Source organism: uncultured Algibacter sp. (genome assembly GCF_947495925.1).
Taxonomy (GTDB): Bacteria; Bacteroidota; Bacteroidia; order Flavobacteriales; family Flavobacteriaceae; genus Algibacter_E.
Map to the genome: position 1 here is coordinate 473678 of NZ_CANMAU010000002.1, position 16332 is coordinate 490009.

Annotated in this window: 16 protein-coding genes; all 16 read left to right on the forward strand. The window is 35.0% G+C overall.

The annotated features are described in order from the left end of the window. Positions 1 to 12: 12 nt before the first annotated feature. A complete protein-coding gene (locus tag Q0857_RS05330) occupies positions 13 to 831 on the forward strand; it encodes a DUF1080 domain-containing protein (RefSeq protein ID WP_298532871.1) in 819 nt (272 codons plus the stop codon). A gap of 14 nt (positions 832 to 845) precedes the next feature. Next, positions 846 to 2222 carry a Gfo/Idh/MocA family oxidoreductase gene (locus tag Q0857_RS05335; protein WP_298532872.1) on the forward strand — a complete coding sequence of 459 codons (1377 nt, stop codon included), beginning with the start codon at positions 846 to 848 and terminating at the stop codon, positions 2220 to 2222. A 12-nt stretch (positions 2223 to 2234) separates the two neighbouring features. Next, positions 2235 to 3212 carry a ThuA domain-containing protein gene (locus tag Q0857_RS05340; protein WP_298532873.1) on the forward strand — a complete coding sequence of 326 codons (978 nt, stop codon included), beginning with the start codon at positions 2235 to 2237 and terminating at the stop codon, positions 3210 to 3212. A gap of 562 nt (positions 3213 to 3774) precedes the next feature. Next, positions 3775 to 4356, forward strand: coding sequence for a GNAT family N-acetyltransferase (locus Q0857_RS05345; protein ID WP_298532874.1), 582 nt, complete (start codon positions 3775 to 3777; stop codon positions 4354 to 4356). 17 nt (positions 4357 to 4373) lie between these two features. Beyond that, entirely contained in the window at positions 4374 to 5549 is a 1176-nt protein-coding gene (locus Q0857_RS05350; RefSeq protein ID WP_298532875.1) for an argininosuccinate synthase domain-containing protein, read from the forward strand. Between the two features lie 37 nt (positions 5550 to 5586). After that, positions 5587 to 6570, forward strand: coding sequence for an N-acetyl-gamma-glutamyl-phosphate reductase (argC, locus tag Q0857_RS05355; protein ID WP_298532876.1), 984 nt, complete (start codon positions 5587 to 5589; stop codon positions 6568 to 6570). A gap of 119 nt (positions 6571 to 6689) precedes the next feature. Beyond that, positions 6690 to 7484 (forward strand): pyrroline-5-carboxylate reductase, encoded by a 795-nt coding sequence (proC, locus tag Q0857_RS05360; RefSeq protein ID WP_298532877.1) that lies wholly within the window; start codon positions 6690 to 6692, stop codon positions 7482 to 7484. 1 nt (position 7485) lies between these two features. Next, a complete protein-coding gene (locus Q0857_RS05365; RefSeq protein WP_298532878.1) occupies positions 7486 to 8637 on the forward strand; it encodes an aminotransferase class III-fold pyridoxal phosphate-dependent enzyme in 1152 nt (383 codons plus the stop codon). A 43-nt stretch (positions 8638 to 8680) separates the two neighbouring features. Further along, entirely contained in the window at positions 8681 to 9877 is a 1197-nt protein-coding gene (locus Q0857_RS05370) for a glutamate-5-semialdehyde dehydrogenase (RefSeq protein WP_298532880.1), read from the forward strand. A gap of 45 nt (positions 9878 to 9922) precedes the next feature. Further along, positions 9923 to 10684, forward strand: coding sequence for a glutamate 5-kinase (gene proB / locus Q0857_RS05375; protein WP_298532882.1), 762 nt, complete (start codon positions 9923 to 9925; stop codon positions 10682 to 10684). Between the two features lies 1 nt (position 10685). Next, a complete protein-coding gene (locus Q0857_RS05380) occupies positions 10686 to 11129 on the forward strand; it encodes a GNAT family N-acetyltransferase (protein WP_298532883.1) in 444 nt (147 codons plus the stop codon). Position 11130: 1 nt separating this feature from the next. Beyond that, positions 11131 to 12069 (forward strand): N-acetylornithine carbamoyltransferase, encoded by a 939-nt coding sequence (locus Q0857_RS05385; RefSeq protein WP_298532884.1) that lies wholly within the window; start codon positions 11131 to 11133, stop codon positions 12067 to 12069. Beyond that, a complete protein-coding gene (argB, locus tag Q0857_RS05390) occupies positions 12062 to 12844 on the forward strand; it encodes an acetylglutamate kinase (protein WP_298532886.1) in 783 nt (260 codons plus the stop codon). Before Q0857_RS05385 ends, argB begins: the two co-directional genes overlap by 8 nt. Beyond that, positions 12841 to 13905, forward strand: a complete 1065-nt coding sequence (locus tag Q0857_RS05395; protein WP_298532887.1) for a M20 family metallo-hydrolase — start codon at positions 12841 to 12843, stop codon at positions 13903 to 13905. Before argB ends, Q0857_RS05395 begins: the two co-directional genes overlap by 4 nt. 69 nt (positions 13906 to 13974) lie before the next feature. Then, positions 13975 to 15249, forward strand: a complete 1275-nt coding sequence (gene argH, locus Q0857_RS05400) for an argininosuccinate lyase (protein ID WP_298532888.1) — start codon at positions 13975 to 13977, stop codon at positions 15247 to 15249. A gap of 40 nt (positions 15250 to 15289) precedes the next feature. Further along, the gene (locus Q0857_RS05405; protein WP_298532890.1) at positions 15290 to 16060 is read left to right on the forward strand and encodes an alpha/beta fold hydrolase; all 771 of its coding nucleotides are present in this window, start codon (positions 15290 to 15292) and stop codon (positions 16058 to 16060) included. The last annotated feature ends 272 nt before the right edge of the window (positions 16061 to 16332 follow it).

The window sequence follows — 16332 nt, forward strand, 5'->3', positions numbered from 1 at the left end:
GTTAAAAAGATTATGATAAATCGTATTTTATCTTTGTTACTGGTGTTATTGATGTGTTCATGCAGTTTTTTTGAAGACAGGAGTGAAAGAGTTGCGAAAGAAGGAGTTTTTGAGAAATCTCAGAACCCCCTCCCTAAAAAAGAACCTACAACACCTGAGGTAACCGAATTTTACGAGCCAGTGCCTCCAACTGTAAATCCAACGGGACAAAATGGTGTGCCAAGTGATGCTATTGTATTGTTTGATGGCGCTAATTTTAATAGTTGGGTACATTCTAAAGACAGTAGACCTGTAGAATGGTTGTTAAATGATGACGGTTCCATGACAGTTAAAGATAAATCTGGAGATATTAATACGAAACAAAAATTTGGAAGCGTACAGTTGCATATCGAATGGAGTTCTCCTAAGGAAGTGCAAAGAAATGGGCAGAACAGGGGGAATAGTGGTGTGTTTTTACAAGGTCGTTATGAAGTACAAGTCTTAGATAATAATAACAATCTTACTTATGTAAATGGACAAGTAGGTTCAATTTATAAACAGTCTGTTCCATTGGCTAAGGCATCTGTGCCTTCTGGGGAATGGAACACGTATGATATTATTTATCATGCTCCTGAGTTTGATGATAAGGGAGAAAAAACTAAATCGGCTACCATTACGGTGTTGCATAACGGTGTGTTGATTCAAGATCATTTTGAAATACAAGGTACTACGGAATATATAGGTTGGCCTAAAAATGATGCGCACGGGAAAGCATCATTAAGACTTCAAGATCATGGAGACAATAGTCGAGTGAGTTATCGGAATATTTGGGTTAGGGAACTAAACGAGTAAAAACGTATTTTTCTATGAGTAAAACAAACATGTCAAGACGGTCTTTTTTGAATATGACAACTCTGGCTTCGACTGGTGTGGTGGTCTTGCCAAGTTTATTAAGTTTTTCGCCTAACAACAAGTTAAATATTGCAGCTATTGGTGTTGGGCATAAAGGAGGGAATAATTTGAAAGCTGTTGCCAAAACCAATAATATAGTTGCTTTGTGTGATGTAGATGATTTCTTTTTACAGAAAGCAGCTGCTGATTTTCCAAATGCCAGAAAATTTGTTGATTTCCGAAAGATGTTCGATAGCATGGGTAAGGAGATTGATGCTGTAATTATTTCAACACCAGATCACACACATTTTCTGGCTACTATGATTGCCATGGAGTTGGGGAAACATGTTTACGTTGAAAAGCCTTTAGCGCATAATATTTGGCAATTAAGAACACTTAAAAAGGCAGCTAATCATTATGGTATTGTCTCGCAGATGGGTAATCAAGGGCATACCACAGAAGGAATTAGATTAATTAAGGAATGGTATGATGCCGATGTTTTAGGCGATGTTAAAGAAGTACATGCATGGCGAGGTGTAAATACATTTAAGCCTGGATTTTATTTTACTAAACCAGAGAGTTTTCCAGCGCCAAAACAAGATATTCCCTCGAATTTGAATTGGGACTTATGGCTTGGACCCGTAGCAGATCGACCATTTAATTCGGCATATGCACCAAAATCATGGCGTGGTTTTTATGATTTTGGCTTAGGACAATTAGGAGATTGGGCATGTCATACCATGGATGCACCATATTGGTCTTTAAATCTTGGTGCGCCTCATAAAGTTATAGCCGAAATACCAAAAGAAAGTTTTAATCATCAAAGTTTTATGCCAGATTCTTCAACCGTAACCTATAGTTTTAAAAAACGAGGAGATAAACCGCCCATAAAATTAGTTTGGCATGAGGGTTTTAAGAAACCAAATATTGAGATTAGACCAGAATGGGGTATTGAAGAACTTAAGTCTAATGGAGGTATGTTAATGATTGGTTCTAAAAAAACTCTGATGACTGGTGCTCGACCAGAAAAACCACGGTTATTAGTTTCAGATGAAGAGTGGACAGAGTTTCTTAAAAATGCTCCAGAAAAAACGATTCCAAGAGTAGGGCATAATCAACCGCACAAGGAGTGGTTGGATGCTATCAAAAATAACACAAAACCAGGATCTAATTTTGATTATGCAGCAGGTTTAACAGAAATGGCATTAGTTGGTGTTATGGCTCAGCGTTTTGGAGGGACCATAAAGTATGATGCGGCAAATATGGAAGTTAAAAATAGACCTGAGCTTAATCAATATGTCAAAGAGCCCGTAAGAGCGGGTTGGTCTTTTGGAGAAGATTTGTGGAAATAAAAAAACCGTTTTATGAAATACAGAGTAATGTTATTTTTGTTAGGCTATACCTTTTTGATGTGTTTGAATAGTCAGGCAATTAATAAGCGAAAGATTAAAGTGCTTATCGTAGACGGACAGAATAATCATACGGTTTGGCCTAAGTCGACCATAATGATGAAACAATACTTGGAAGAAACTGGGTTGTTTAAAGTAGATATTTCGCGAACAAGGTTTTTAAATAAAAGTGAAAAGTTTAAAGATTGGCTTTCTTTAGCTAATGTTGAGGATGGGGTTGATGGTCCGCCTAAAACGGATGAAGGCTTTATGCCAAATTTTTCAGGATACGATGTTGTTATTTCTAATTTTGGTTGGCAGGCTGCTCCTTGGCCCGATGAAACTAAGGCTGATTTTGAAGCGTATATAAAAAATGGAGGTGGATTTGTGAGTATACATGCCGCTGACAATAGTTTCCCAAAATGGATGGCCTATAATGAAATGATTGCTGTTGGAGGTTGGGGAGGAAGAACTGAGAAAGATGGCCCTTATCTGTATGTAGATAAAAATAATCACACCCATAAAGATTTTTCACCAGGTTCTGCGGGTAAACATGGGAAGCGGGAACCATTTTTGGTAACGACATACAACAAAACACACCCAATCACTAAAGGTTTGCCAGATTCATGGATGCATGCTTCGGATGAATGCTATGCTTATTTAAGAGGGCCTGCTAAAAATGTAACTGTTTTGGCCACAGCAGTTTCTAGTTTAAAAGATCCAAAATTAGAGCAAAAGGAGCCCGTGGCTATGGTTATAAACTATGGTGATGGCAGGGTTTTTCATGCCACATTGGGGCATGATTCAACCTCTTTTGAGTGTGTTGGATTTATAACTCTTTTTATTAGAGGTGTTGAATGGGCTGCAACAGGTCGTGTATTGAAAACTAAATTACCAAATGACTTTCCTTCTTCTGATGAAGTTTCTTCTAGAGCTTTTGAATATAAGAATTAGATAGTGTTTTAAGACTCTTCTCGTGTTGTTCACCGAAGGAAAAAAGGGAATTGATTAATATATTATTGTCTTTAATTTTGAAATTTACGGTATAGCCTTTTGGATAGGAGAGCAAAGTCACGTGGTATATGGTAAACTTTTATTGTGTTGCAAGATTCTGGTAGTCTTGTGTGCTGCAGAATTATTTGGGTTAGAGAAATTTAAAAGCAAATACGCCGCATTAACTTTAAAAGATATTTGTTTTTAATGTTGTGTAATTCATAATAAGTTGTAATTTTGCCGCTTATATTAACGAAAGGGGCTCACGCCGACGATTTAGAGTTAATAGTTAAGGTAGTTATTCAGTGGAAACAGGAAACAACATATCTCTTATCTCTTTTGTTTTAGTAGCAAATACTAGAACGGCTGTTGTGCGCTTTCCTCAAACTCGCCCCTAAGGGGCTATTCTGTTTAAGAAAGTGGTTCACTTTCTATTTTTCGTTATTTTTTAAGTATAAATTAAAAGTTGAAAAAGCTTTTCTAAACCTCATACTGTTTTGATTGGTTTAGTAATTATTGAAACATGAATTCAATATTGAACATAGAAAAAGATACTGTTGTAGATAAAGCAAAAGCCTTTTGTGAGGATAATGGAATAGAGATAGTTTTTGCTCATGAAATTTCTAAAACCCAGCTGCAGATTATTTCAGAAAGAACTAAAAACCTTCCTGCAATGTATCATGCAAGTGTTGGAATGTTGCTAGATAGACTAAAAAACGGATGTTTTCTTTTAATGAAGGATGGTGTTATTTATGGGCATATATTTGCGCATAGGCATACTATTCAGAAATATTCGGTTTATGAGCGTTCTTCATTATGGATTGATAAAAAATATAGAAACCATAACTTAGGGTTGCTTTTAATGGATTGTTTAACAAAAAGATTTAGAAAAGATTTTCTGATTTCAATTGCTCAAGAACCTACGGTTCATAAGAATAACGAGTTATTGGGAATGACGCACATTACTTTAAAAGAGCTGTCTCCAGTTTTAGTTGAAACATTAGAAGAAATAGGTAAATTAAGAGACGAGTATATGTATAAGTACTACGTTAATGTATATTTTGAATCAAAAATTAAACAATTTAACAAGATTCTCAAAAAATAAAATAGTATAAAGAACAAATGAAAAAATTAGTAATAGCATATAGTGGCGGATTAGATACATCGTATTGCGCGGTAAGTTTGTCAAAAGAATATGATGTGCATGCGGTAAGCGTAAATACAGGTGGATTTACAACTGAAGAAGTTAAGCATATAGAAAGTAACGCCTATAAAATGGGTGTTTCAACCTATAAGAATATTGATGCGGTAGCAACTTTTTATCAAAAAGTAGTCAAATATTTAATATTTGGAAACGTATTAAAAAATAGTACCTATCCACTTTCTGTTAGTGCAGAGCGTATTATTCAAGCTATTGAAATTATTGAATACGCAAAAAGTATTGATGCGGAGTATATTGCACATGGTAGTACTGGAGCAGGAAATGATCAAGTGCGTTTTGATATGATTTTTCAAACGTTGGCACCTGATATTAAAATTATTACGCCAATTAGAGATCAAAAATTAACAAGACAAGAAGAAATAGATTATTTAAAATCTGAAGGTATTGATATGCCTTGGGAAAAATCTAAATACTCAGTTAATAAAGGACTTTGGGGAACTAGTGTTGGTGGTGTTGAAACGTTAGAGTCTGAAAAACCTTTACCTAGCGAAGCCTATCCTTCTCAATTAGAAAAAGAAGGTGAAGAAAAAGTTGCATTAACATTTAAGAATGGTGAATTTGTAGCTTTAAATGGAGAAGAAAATGCACCAGAAGTAAACATTGAAAAGTTAAACGATATCGCTTCTGCTTATGCTATTGGTAGAGATATTCATGTTGGAGATACTATTGTTGGAACAAAAGGAAGAGTTGGTTTTGAAGCTGCAGCTGCTTTAATTACAGTAAAAGCTCATCACTTATTAGAGAAGCATACGCTTACTAAATGGCAGTTGCAACACAAAGAATATTTATCTAGTTTCTATGGGATGCATTTGCATGAAGGACAATATTTAGATCCAGTAATGAGAGATACCGAAGCGTTTTTACAAAGTTCTCAAAAAATGGTTTCTGGTAATGTTGTGGTGACCTTAAAACCGTATCATTTTTCTTTAGATGGTATTGTTTCAGATCATGATTTAATGTCTAGTAAGTTTAGTACTTATGGTGAAGAAAATAAAGCATGGACAGCTGATGATGCTAAAGGATTCATCAAGATTATTGGGAATCAAAATAAAATATATCAACAGGTAAACAATTAAACGATTGTACAGATAACAAAATTATACTTCAAAAAAGATGAGTAGTTTAAAAGTAGGAATCATAGGAGGGGCAGGTTACACGGCTGGTGAATTAATTAGATTATTAATTAATCATCCTGAAACGGAGATTGATTTTGTGTTTAGTACATCTAACGCAGGTAACAATATTAGTAAGGTGCATCAAGATTTAGTGGGTTCTTTAGATTTGAAGTTTACAGATACAGTAAATCCAGATGTAGACGTTTTATTTTTATGTTTAGGTCATGGTAACTCGGTTAAGTTTTTGTCTGCAAATAAGTTTTCGGATAGCACGAAAATTATTGATTTAGGAAACGATTTTAGATTGGAAGCTGATAAGGTTTTTGAAGGTAAAACCTTTGTTTACGGATTGCCAGAATTAAATAAAGAGGCCGTTGTAAATGCTAATTATATTGCAAATCCAGGATGTTTTGCTACAGCTATTCAATTAGGGTTATTGCCATTGGCAGACGCTAGTTTAATTATCAAAGATGTGCATATTAATGCAGTTACTGGGGCTACGGGAGCAGGAACATCATTATCTGCGACAACACATTATACGTGGAGAGATAATAACTTTTCGTATTACAAGCCGTTTACGCATCAGCATTTAGGAGAAATAAATCAGTCGGTAAATCAATTGCAAACCGATTTTTCTTCTGAAATTATTTTTATGCCAAATAGAGGTAATTTTTCGAGAGGGATTTTTGCAACGATTTATACTGATTTTGAAGGGTCGGTTGAAGATGCTAAAGATATTTACAAGTCGTTTTATAAAGACGCTAAATTTACGTTCGTGTCTGACGATTTTTTACATATGAAACAGGTAGTAAATACCAATAAGTGTTTGGTGCATTTACATAAGCATAATGGTAAATTATTAATTACAAGTACCATTGATAATTTATTGAAAGGGGCTTCTGGACAGGCCATTCAGAATATGAATTTAATGTTTGGTTTAGAGGAAACCACCGGATTAGGATTGAAAGCGACATATTTTTAAAGTTTATGAGTGGGTGCGTTAGCGACTGCAGTGGATAGCCCACAGCGACGCCGGAGCGAGGACTTGGAACGTAAAGCGCGACCTTTAGGGTAACGCCAAAATAGAATAAAATAGAAATTATGAAGATAGCCATAATAGGAACTGGGAATTTAGGAAGCTCGATAGCAAAAGGGCTCATAAAAAATGAGTCATTTACATCATTATATTTAAGTGATAGAAATACGAAAGCAGTTAAAAATTTTGAAAGTATTGACAACGTTTTTGTGACTAACGATAATGAATTGGCGGTAGAGCATTCAGATATTATTCTTTTTGCATTACAACCAAAACATATTGACGGGGTTCTGGAAAGTGTGAAGTCAAAAATCACCAAGGACCACATTATAATGTCTGTTGCGGCAGGTGTGGATACGGTTAGAATTGAAAATATTTTAGGAGCTGATAAGAAAATTATTCGAATTATGCCAAATACGGCAATTTCGATTGGTAAATCGATGACTTGTATTGCGGCAAATGCGGTAGGACAGGATAAAGTACCTTTGGCTGAGGAGATTTTTAACCAATTGGGAACGACTATGGTGATTCCTGAGGATTTAGTACAAGCGGCCACCGTGATTTGTGCTAGTGGAATAGCGTTTTGGATGCGCCTTGTGCGTGCTACAACTCAAGGTGCTATTCAGTTAGGGTTTGAAGCGGAAGAGGCACACGAATTGGCAGTACAAACATGTTTTGGTTCTGCGAGTTTGCTTAAGGAATCTGGAAGACATCCAGAACAAGAAATTGATAGAGTAACGACACCAAGTGGTTGTACTATTGAAGGTTTAAACGAGATGGAACACCAAGGATTGAGTTCGGCTTTAATTCAGGGTATTGTTACTTCGTTTGAAAAGGTTAATCAATTAAAAAAGAGTTAAAATGCCATTATTTGACGTTTATCCATTATATAATGTAACCCCTGTTTCAGGGAAAGGTATTTATGTTTACGATGACAAGGGTGCCGAATATTTAGACCTTTACGGAGGGCATGCGGTAATTTCTATAGGACATGCACATCCTAATTATGTGAAGGCAATTACCAACCAAGTTGAAACTTTAGGGTTTTATTCTAACGCGATTCAGAATCCGTTACAAAAACAACTGGCTGATAAATTAGAAGATTTATCGGGTTGTAAAGACTATGAATTATTTTTATGTAATTCTGGTGCCGAGGCTAACGAGAATGCTTTAAAATTAGCATCGTTTAAAACAGGAAAGAAACGTGTTGTTGCTTTTAGTAACGGCTTTCACGGACGAACATCGGCTGCTGTAGCAGCAACCGATAATGCAACTATTATTGCTCCAATTAATGCACAACAAGCGGTGACTATTTTGCCTTTAAATGATATTGAAGGTGTGAAAATGGAGCTTGAAAAAGGAGATGTTTGCGCGGTTATAGTTGAATTTATTCAAGGTGTTGGTGGTTTAGATCAAGGAACAAAAGAGTTTTTTGAAGAAGTAGATAAACTGTGTAAGGCAAACAACACGATGTTTGTTGCAGATGAAATACAGTGTGGTTATGGGCGTTCTGGTAAATTTTTTGCATTTCAGCATTATGATGTAACACCAGATATTATTTCTTTAGCAAAAGGTATGGGGAATGGTTTCCCGATTGGAGGGATTTTAATTCACCCAAGTATTGAGTCTAAATATGGGATGTTAGGTACTACTTTTGGCGGAAACCATTTAGCTTGTGCTGCTGGTTTAGCAGTTTTAAATACTATTGAGGAAGAAGATTTGATTGACAATGTAAATGTGATGTCAGATTATTTTATGAAGCTAGCGAAAACCATCCCGCAGATTAAAAAAATAAAGGGTCGTGGTTTAATGTTAGGTTTAGAATTTGATTTTGAAGTAGGAGAGCTAAGAAAAAAATTAATTTACGATTATAAAATGTTTACTGGTGGAGCTTCTAATAAGAAATTATTAAGAATTTTACCATCGTTAACCGTTAAAAAAGATCATATTAACCAGTTCTTTGAGGCTTTAATTGAGGTGTTGGCTGAGGTCGAAGAAAAAGAAACGGTTTAAAACTTAAGAGGCTATAACAAAGCTAATATTAAGATAAAAGAGAATGAACAAAATACTAAGTATAGATAAGCGTAACGCAGTACTAAATTCCATGAAGGAATTGGTGAAGACTCATGCACAAACTATCCTTGATGCTAATAAAATAGACATGGATAGTTATGATGATAGTGATTTAGCCATGAGTGATCGTTTAAAAGTGAATGATGCTAAAATTGACGGTATGGTAGAATCATTACGTCAGTTGTCTGAATTAGAAGATCCTGTGGGCGTAGAACGATTTCGCTTTACACACGATAATGGTATGCAAATATACAATCGTACGGCGTCTTTTGGTACTGTAATGATTATTTACGAATCACGTCCTGATGTGACTATCGAGGCAGGGGGTATTGCTTTTAAATCAGGGAATAAAATTTTGCTTAAAGGCGGAAAGGAGTCGTTAAACTCTAATTTAGCAATAGTAAATCTTTGGCATAAAGCTTTAGAAATTAATGGTGTGAGTACAGAATGGGTGGAGTATTTAAATTATAACCGTACTGAGACTCAAGCTTTTTTAGAAAACCCTACGCAAACTTTAGATTTAATCGTACCACGAGGAGGAGAGCGTTTAATTGAATTTGTTAAGCTAAACGCAAAATGTCCTGTTATTGTTAGTGGGCGTGGGAACAATTTTGTTTACGTACATAAGCAGGCAGATTTGTCTATGGCTTTAGATATTGTTGTAAACGCTAAAACAAATAAAGTGTCTGGGTGTAATGCGGTAGATAAGGTTATTATTGATAGTGATTTACCAAACAGAGAACAGTTTGTTGCAGATTTATTAGCACGTTTAGAGGCGCACAATGTTGAAGTTTTAGGTGATGCAACTTTTAGTGATATAGATAGCGTAAAACAGATTGAAAGTGATGCCGTTTGGTATAAAGAATTTTTAGATTATAAGATAGTAATAGGTAGTATTGCGAATACGCAAGCTGCAATTGAAATGATTAATAAATATAGTGGTGGGCATTCTGCAACAATCGTTACAACCGCAGAGGCTGCAGCTGATAATTTCATGATGGCAGTAGATTGTGGCGCTGTATATCATAATGCATCAACGCGTTTTACAGATGGATTTGAGTTTGGTTTAGGTGGTGAGTTAGCTATTAGTACAGATAAATTACATCAACGTGGACCAATTGGCTTACAGCATTTAGTAACTAATAAATGGTATGTTCACGGAAATGGGCAAATAAGATAAACCCATAATGGGCATTTAAAAGAACGAGTAGTTGTCAATAACAGGATGAAAAAAAAGCGCATATTACTAAAAGTTGGATCGAATACCCTAACCAAGGAAACCGACAATATATCCAGAGGTAAGATTGAAGATATGGCAAATCAGATTGCTAAACTTCAAGATACCTGCGAATTTATTATTGTAAGTTCTGGTGCTATTGCTGTTGCAAAACAGTTTGTAAAGTTAGAAAGTCAGCGAAAAGAGCTTTTTGTAAAACAAGCTTTGGCATCTATTGGGCAGCCGCATTTAATTCGTATTTATCAAGAGATTTTTAGAGAGTACGGATTGTTGAGTTCGCAATGTTTATTGTCGTATTCAGATTTTGAAAAAGAAGATAGTAGAACGAATATCATGAACACAATTAATGTGCTGGTGAATAATAACTACATTCCAATTATTAACGAAAATGATACGGTGGCAACCGATGAGATTAAATTTGGTGATAACGATAAACTGGGAGCATTAACAGCATCTTTATTGGATGTAGATTTGTTTGTAATTGCAACTAATACGAATGGGATTTATACTAAAGCGTCTATAGAAAACGGTAAACTAGAAACCATTAAAGTGGTTGAAGATTTAGAAGCTCTCAAAACACAGGTTGTAAATTCTAAATCATCACATGGTAGTGGAGGTATGGAATCGAAGATAGAAGCCGCAGTAGTAGCTAAAAATGCTCATATTGAAACATGGATTGTAAATGGTTTGGAAGATAATTTTCTAATCAATGCTTTAAAAGATAAAGTGGCATTTACTAAAATAAAGTAGGTTGTCTATTTTTAAATTAAAATACGTCAATACAACGGGTCTTCTATACAAAGAAGCTGTAAAAATTAGAGAAGCATTGTTTTTCAAAAACATGATGAATAGTTCAGATTTAATCCAAGATAGTTTTGAATCAAAAGGCATTCATTTAGTGTGTTTAGATCAAGATGAGGTTATTGGTACGGGAAGATTGAATATAGAAAATTCAACAAGTATTATATCTCAAATGGCTATTAAGCGGAGTCATCAAAAGCAAGGGGTAGGTGCTAAAATATTAAATGAATTAGTAAAATACAGTAAAGAAAAAGAGGTGATAAATATTAAAGTAAGTGCAAGAGAAACTGCTGTTGCATTTTACAATAAGTTTAATTTTGTAGCCAATGGAGATAAGTATCCATCACAAAAAACAGGAATTATCCATCAGCAAATGGTATTGAAAATAAATTAGAATGAAACATTACACGTCCATAAATGATATTGATGATATCAATGCTTGGGTTGAAGATGCGAAAGCTTTAAAAAGCGACCCTTTAAAGCATATTGAATTAGGAAAAAATAAAACGATAGGTTTATTATTTTTTAATTCGAGTTTACGTACACGATTAAGCACACAAAAAGCAGCTTTAAATTTAGGAATGAGTCCTATTGTGATGAATGTTTCTGGTGATGCTTGGGGTATTGAGTTTGGAGATGGTACGGTAATGAATGGAAACACTGCAGAACATATTAAAGAAGCTTCTGCTGTAGTATCTCAGTACTGTGATATTATTGCTGTTAGAGCGTTTCCAACGCTAACAGATAAGGAAAAAGATAATAGCGAACAGGTATTAAATGCTTTTAAAAAATATGCTTCTGTGCCCATAGTAAATATGGAAAGCGCAACAGGACACCCATTACAGGGGTTAACCGATGCACTTACTATATCAGAAAACTCAAAAGTGAAAAAACCTAAGGTGGTGCTAAGTTGGGCGCCACATATTAAAGCTTTACCGCATGCTGTAGCCAACAGTTTTACACAAGCTATGCAAAAAATGGATGTAGAGTTTGTAATTGCTAACCCAGAAGGCTATGATTTAAATCCAGAGATTACTGGAGATACGCCAATTTATCATAATCAAGATGAAGCTTTTAAAGACGCTGATTTTGTTTACACTAAAAATTGGAGTTCTTATGAGGATTATGGAAAGGTGACTAACACCGATTCTAACTGGATGATAACTAAAGATAAATTAGGTGACGCTAAGTTTATGCATTGTTTACCTGTTAGACGTAATGTAGTTGTTGAAGATGCTGTTTTAGATACTGATAGCTCATTAGTTATTGAGCAAGCAAACAATAGAACTTTTGCAGCGCAGTTGGTGCTTAAAAAGATATTAGAAAATGGCTAAAGAAAAACTATCAATCGTAAAAATTGGGGGCAACGTTATTGAAAATAAGCAAGCCTTAGAAACATTTTTAGAGCATTTTTCTAATCTTGAGGGTAGAAAAATTTTAGTTCATGGAGGTGGTAAACGTGCCACTCATATTGCCTCTAAGTTAGGGATTGAATCTAACATGATAGATGGCAGACGTATTACAGATGCTGATACCTTAGAGGTTATTACAATGGTTTACGGTGGTTTAGTTAACAAGAATATTGTAGCTAAACTTCAAGGTTTAGGTATTGATGCTATTGGATTAACAGGGGCTGATATTAATTCAATTAAATCTGATAAGCGTCCCGTAAAAGATATCGATTTTGGGTTTGTAGGTGACGTAGAAAAGGTGAATCATAATGCTATTAATAAACTTGTTTCTGCAGATTTTACACCAGTTTTTTGCGCCATAACACATGATAAAAAAGGGCAATTGTTTAATACCAATGCAGATACCATTGCTTCAGAATTGGCCATAGGGCTTTCAAAACTGTATCATGTAGAACTGTTCTATTGTTTTGAGAAAAATGGAGTGCTCATGTCAGTTGATGATGATGATTCAGTGATTGATTTTATGGATTCTGGGACTTACCAAGAGCTTAAAAATGATGGTGTTTTTCATGACGGGATGCTTCCAAAACTTGAAAATTGTTATTACGCTTTGGAAGAAGGTGTATCGAGAGTATTTATAGGTAATCCTTCAGTAATTAGCAATAAAGATCAAAAGTTTACTACCTTGTATTTATGATAGAGCAATTAACAAATGATGCTATAGCTTTACTTAAAAAGCTCATCGAAACACAATCGTTTTCTTCGGAAGAAGATGCCACGGCTATGCATATTGAAGATTGGTTTAAGAAAAATGATGTTGACTTTAAGAGAACGAATAATAATATTTGGGCGGTCAATAAACATTTTGAAGCTGGTAAGCCTACATTACTCTTAAATTCACACCACGATACGGTAAAACCTAATTCTGCTTATACCAGAGATCCATTTAAGGCAGATGTTGATGATGGGAAACTGTATGGTTTGGGAAGTAATGATGCAGGAGGTTGTTTGGTGTCTTTAATAGCAACATTTACGCATTATTACAATTATGAAAATTTAAAATATAATTTAGTTATTGTTGCTTCCGCGGAAGAAGAAAGCAGTGGGCCAAATGGTCTAAATAGCATGTTGTCTATTATTCCAAAAGTTGATGTGGCTATAGTTGGAGAGCCAACTTTGATGAATTTGGCAGTAGCCGAAAAGGGCTTAGTGGTTTTTGATGCCGTTATAGAAGGCACGCCAAGTCATGCGGCACACCCTAACGATAATAATTCTATTTATAATACGATAGAAGCATTACAATGGTTTGAAAGTTGTAAGTTCGAAAAAAGTTCTGAAGCTTTAGGTGATGTAAAGTTAACGGTTACTCAAATTAATGGCGGGTCACAGCATAATGTTGTGCCAGGTCATGTAGATTTAGTGATTGATGTTCGCGTAAATGATGCGTATTCTAATAAAGAAATTGCAGATATTTTACAAAGTGAGGCACCAGTAGCAAGTATTACACCAAGAAGTTTAAGACTAAATTCGTCATCAATACCAATGGAGCATGATTTGGTACAAGCTGGTCTTGCTATGGGAAGGACAAGTTACGGCTCACCAACATTATCAGATCAAGCGGTATTAACTTGTCCGAGTTTAAAATTAGGACCTGGTGATAGTACACGTTCACATTCAGCAAATGAATTTATATATGTGAACGAAATAGAAGAAGGTATAAAAATATATATGGAACTGTTGAATCGGGTGATTGTATAAACAGTTTAACAGTGGATTTGTTAGTCGTTTAAGCGAATTAACATCTAAACAAATAAACATTAGTAAAAAATGAAACTCTGGGACAAAGGCATATCAATAGATAAGAAAATAGAACAATTTACCGTTGGAAACGACAGAGAAATAGATATTCATATTGCAAAGTATGATGTGATAGCTTCAAGATCACATGCCAAAATGCTTCAAAAAATTGGCATTATAACGGTTGAAGAGCTCGTGGATCTTTTAAGTGGTTTAAAGATTTTAGAGACTCAAATTGATGAAGGGACTTTTGTAATTGATGCCCAGTTTGAAGATGTGCACTCTAAAATTGAATTTGAACTTACTAAAAGTTTGGGAGAGGTCGGAAAAAAAATCCATACGGCTCGTTCAAGAAACGATCAAGTTTTAGTGGCTTGTCAATTATATTATAAAGAAAATTTAGGTCTTGTAAAGGAGAAAACAAGAACGCTTTTTAATACACTTTTAGATTTAGCAGACACACATAAAGATAAAGTTTTACCGGGATATACGCATTTACAAGTTGCAATGCCATCGTCTTTTGGTTTGTGGTTTTCAGCCTATGCAGAATTAATGATTGACGATGTATTTCTTCTTGATGCAGCTATAAAAACTGTAGATCAAAATCCGTTAGGTTCTGCTGCTGGTTACGGAAGCTCTTTCCCAATTGACCGCGAATTAACCACGAAAGAAATGGAATTTGCAACATTAAAATATAATGTAGTTGCTGCACAAATGGGGCGTGGTAAAAACGAGCGTACTATTGCTGCTGCTCTGGGTGGGTTAGCAAACACTTTAGCACGGTTTGCAATGGATACTTGCTTATATATGAGTCAGAACTTTGGATTTGTTTCTTTTCCAGATGAACTAACTACAGGAAGTAGCATTATGCCTCATAAAAAGAATCCAGATGTTTTTGAATTGATTCGTGGGAAATGCAATAAGATTCAAGCGTTACAAAACGAGATGGTCTTAATTACTAACAATTTACCAAGCGGTTACCATAGAGATTTTCAGTTGTTAAAAGAAAATATGATTGCGGCTTTTGAAGAGTTAAAAGACATCTTGGACATTTTTAATTTCTCAATTCAACAAATTATAGTAAAAGACGTTGATATTCATGACAATAAATACAAGTACTTATTTACTGTGGATAATATCAATACACTAGTTGTAGAAGGGCAATCATTTAGAGAAGCCTACCAAAAAATTGGAGGACAAGTTCAAGATGGCACTTATGTTCCAGATACGTCTAAACACCATACGCATGTTGGGAGTATTCATAATTTAAGCTTGGACAAGATTCGTGCTAAGTTTCCTGAGTAGTTCTTGCTTTTTGATTTTATAACAAGTAACTTTAGTGATTATGAGACCGATTAGAATACTTTTTTTTGCATTTACTTTAACTGTTTGTTCAGCATTTTTTCAGGAATTGTATGCGCAAAAAAGTGAAACTAAACCTGTGTTTGTAATTGTACATGGTACTTGGGGTGGAGGATGGGCCTTCAAAGAAGTAGATTCTTTAATGACTAGCAAAAAAGCCACTGTATATCGTCCCACACTAACAGGACAAGGGGAACGTGTCCATTTAGCGTCTAATACCGTTGGATTGGATACCCATATTATGGATATTGTCAATACTATTCTTTTTGAAGATTTGCATAATATTATTTTAGTAGGGCATAGTTATGGAGGAATGGTAGTTACGGGTGTAGCTGATAAAATACCTGAACGTATTAGTCAGTTAGTATATTTGGATGCTGCAGTACCTGAAAATGGTGAAAATGGATTGTCTATTTTCACTAGTGGTTCCTTAGAAGGTCTTAAAGTTGATGAAGGGTTTTTAATTCCGCAATGGGTAGGGGAAGATGCAAATCCACCAATGGATGTTCCACATTCATTAAAAACATGGACAGACAAAATTGTTTTGAAAAACCCTGACCGATTAAAACTGTCAACTACTTTTATTTTAACGGTTGAAAAAGATAAAGACCCGAAGAAAGATGGTTTTGCATCACAAGCAAAAAGGGCGAAAGATAAAAATTGGCCTGTATTACTATTGACAGCCGACCATAATGCGCAATGGTCTGCTCCAAAAGAACTGTCTGAGATGCTTTTGGGGTTTGCGCAGAAATAAAACAACAACAACCTTGAAGTTTAGTAGTTTTTTAATTTGTCAAGGCTAAAACTTCATCAAGTATTTTAATTAATCCCTTTTTTAATTTCAATTTTCATGGGGTTGAACCAATTCCTGTAGGATTTAATTTTTTTGCTTATAAAACCACTAACTTAAGTCATTAAGAAACAGTTTTATCTGGAGTATGGGTGTAGGAAGAGTAGCTTCGCTGAGATAGGGACTAATCGTTTATAAAATTGGCTACAGAGTACCGCATAACTGAAAGCTTTATC

What these genes read in the sequence shown, in the direction of transcription:
- Q0857_RS05330 (WP_298532871.1), top strand. Translation starts at nt 13, where the DNA reads ATGATAAATCGTATTTTATCTTTGTTACTGGTGTTATTGATGTGTTCA.
- Q0857_RS05335 (WP_298532872.1), top strand. Translation starts at nt 846, where the DNA reads ATGAGTAAAACAAACATGTCAAGACGGTCTTTTTTGAATATGACAACT.
- Q0857_RS05340 (WP_298532873.1), top strand. Translation starts at nt 2,235, where the DNA reads ATGAAATACAGAGTAATGTTATTTTTGTTAGGCTATACCTTTTTGATG.
- Q0857_RS05345 (WP_298532874.1), top strand. Translation starts at nt 3,775, where the DNA reads ATGAATTCAATATTGAACATAGAAAAAGATACTGTTGTAGATAAAGCA.
- Q0857_RS05350 (WP_298532875.1), top strand. Translation starts at nt 4,374, where the DNA reads ATGAAAAAATTAGTAATAGCATATAGTGGCGGATTAGATACATCGTAT.
- argC (WP_298532876.1), top strand. Translation starts at nt 5,587, where the DNA reads ATGAGTAGTTTAAAAGTAGGAATCATAGGAGGGGCAGGTTACACGGCT.
- proC (WP_298532877.1), top strand. Translation starts at nt 6,690, where the DNA reads ATGAAGATAGCCATAATAGGAACTGGGAATTTAGGAAGCTCGATAGCA.
- Q0857_RS05365 (WP_298532878.1), top strand. Translation starts at nt 7,486, where the DNA reads ATGCCATTATTTGACGTTTATCCATTATATAATGTAACCCCTGTTTCA.
- Q0857_RS05370 (WP_298532880.1), top strand. Translation starts at nt 8,681, where the DNA reads ATGAACAAAATACTAAGTATAGATAAGCGTAACGCAGTACTAAATTCC.
- proB (WP_298532882.1), top strand. Translation starts at nt 9,923, where the DNA reads ATGAAAAAAAAGCGCATATTACTAAAAGTTGGATCGAATACCCTAACC.
- Q0857_RS05385 (WP_298532884.1), top strand. Translation starts at nt 11,131, where the DNA reads ATGAAACATTACACGTCCATAAATGATATTGATGATATCAATGCTTGG.
- argB (WP_298532886.1), top strand. Translation starts at nt 12,062, where the DNA reads ATGGCTAAAGAAAAACTATCAATCGTAAAAATTGGGGGCAACGTTATT.
- Q0857_RS05395 (WP_298532887.1), top strand. Translation starts at nt 12,841, where the DNA reads ATGATAGAGCAATTAACAAATGATGCTATAGCTTTACTTAAAAAGCTC.
- argH (WP_298532888.1), top strand. Translation starts at nt 13,975, where the DNA reads ATGAAACTCTGGGACAAAGGCATATCAATAGATAAGAAAATAGAACAA.
- Q0857_RS05405 (WP_298532890.1), top strand. Translation starts at nt 15,290, where the DNA reads ATGAGACCGATTAGAATACTTTTTTTTGCATTTACTTTAACTGTTTGT.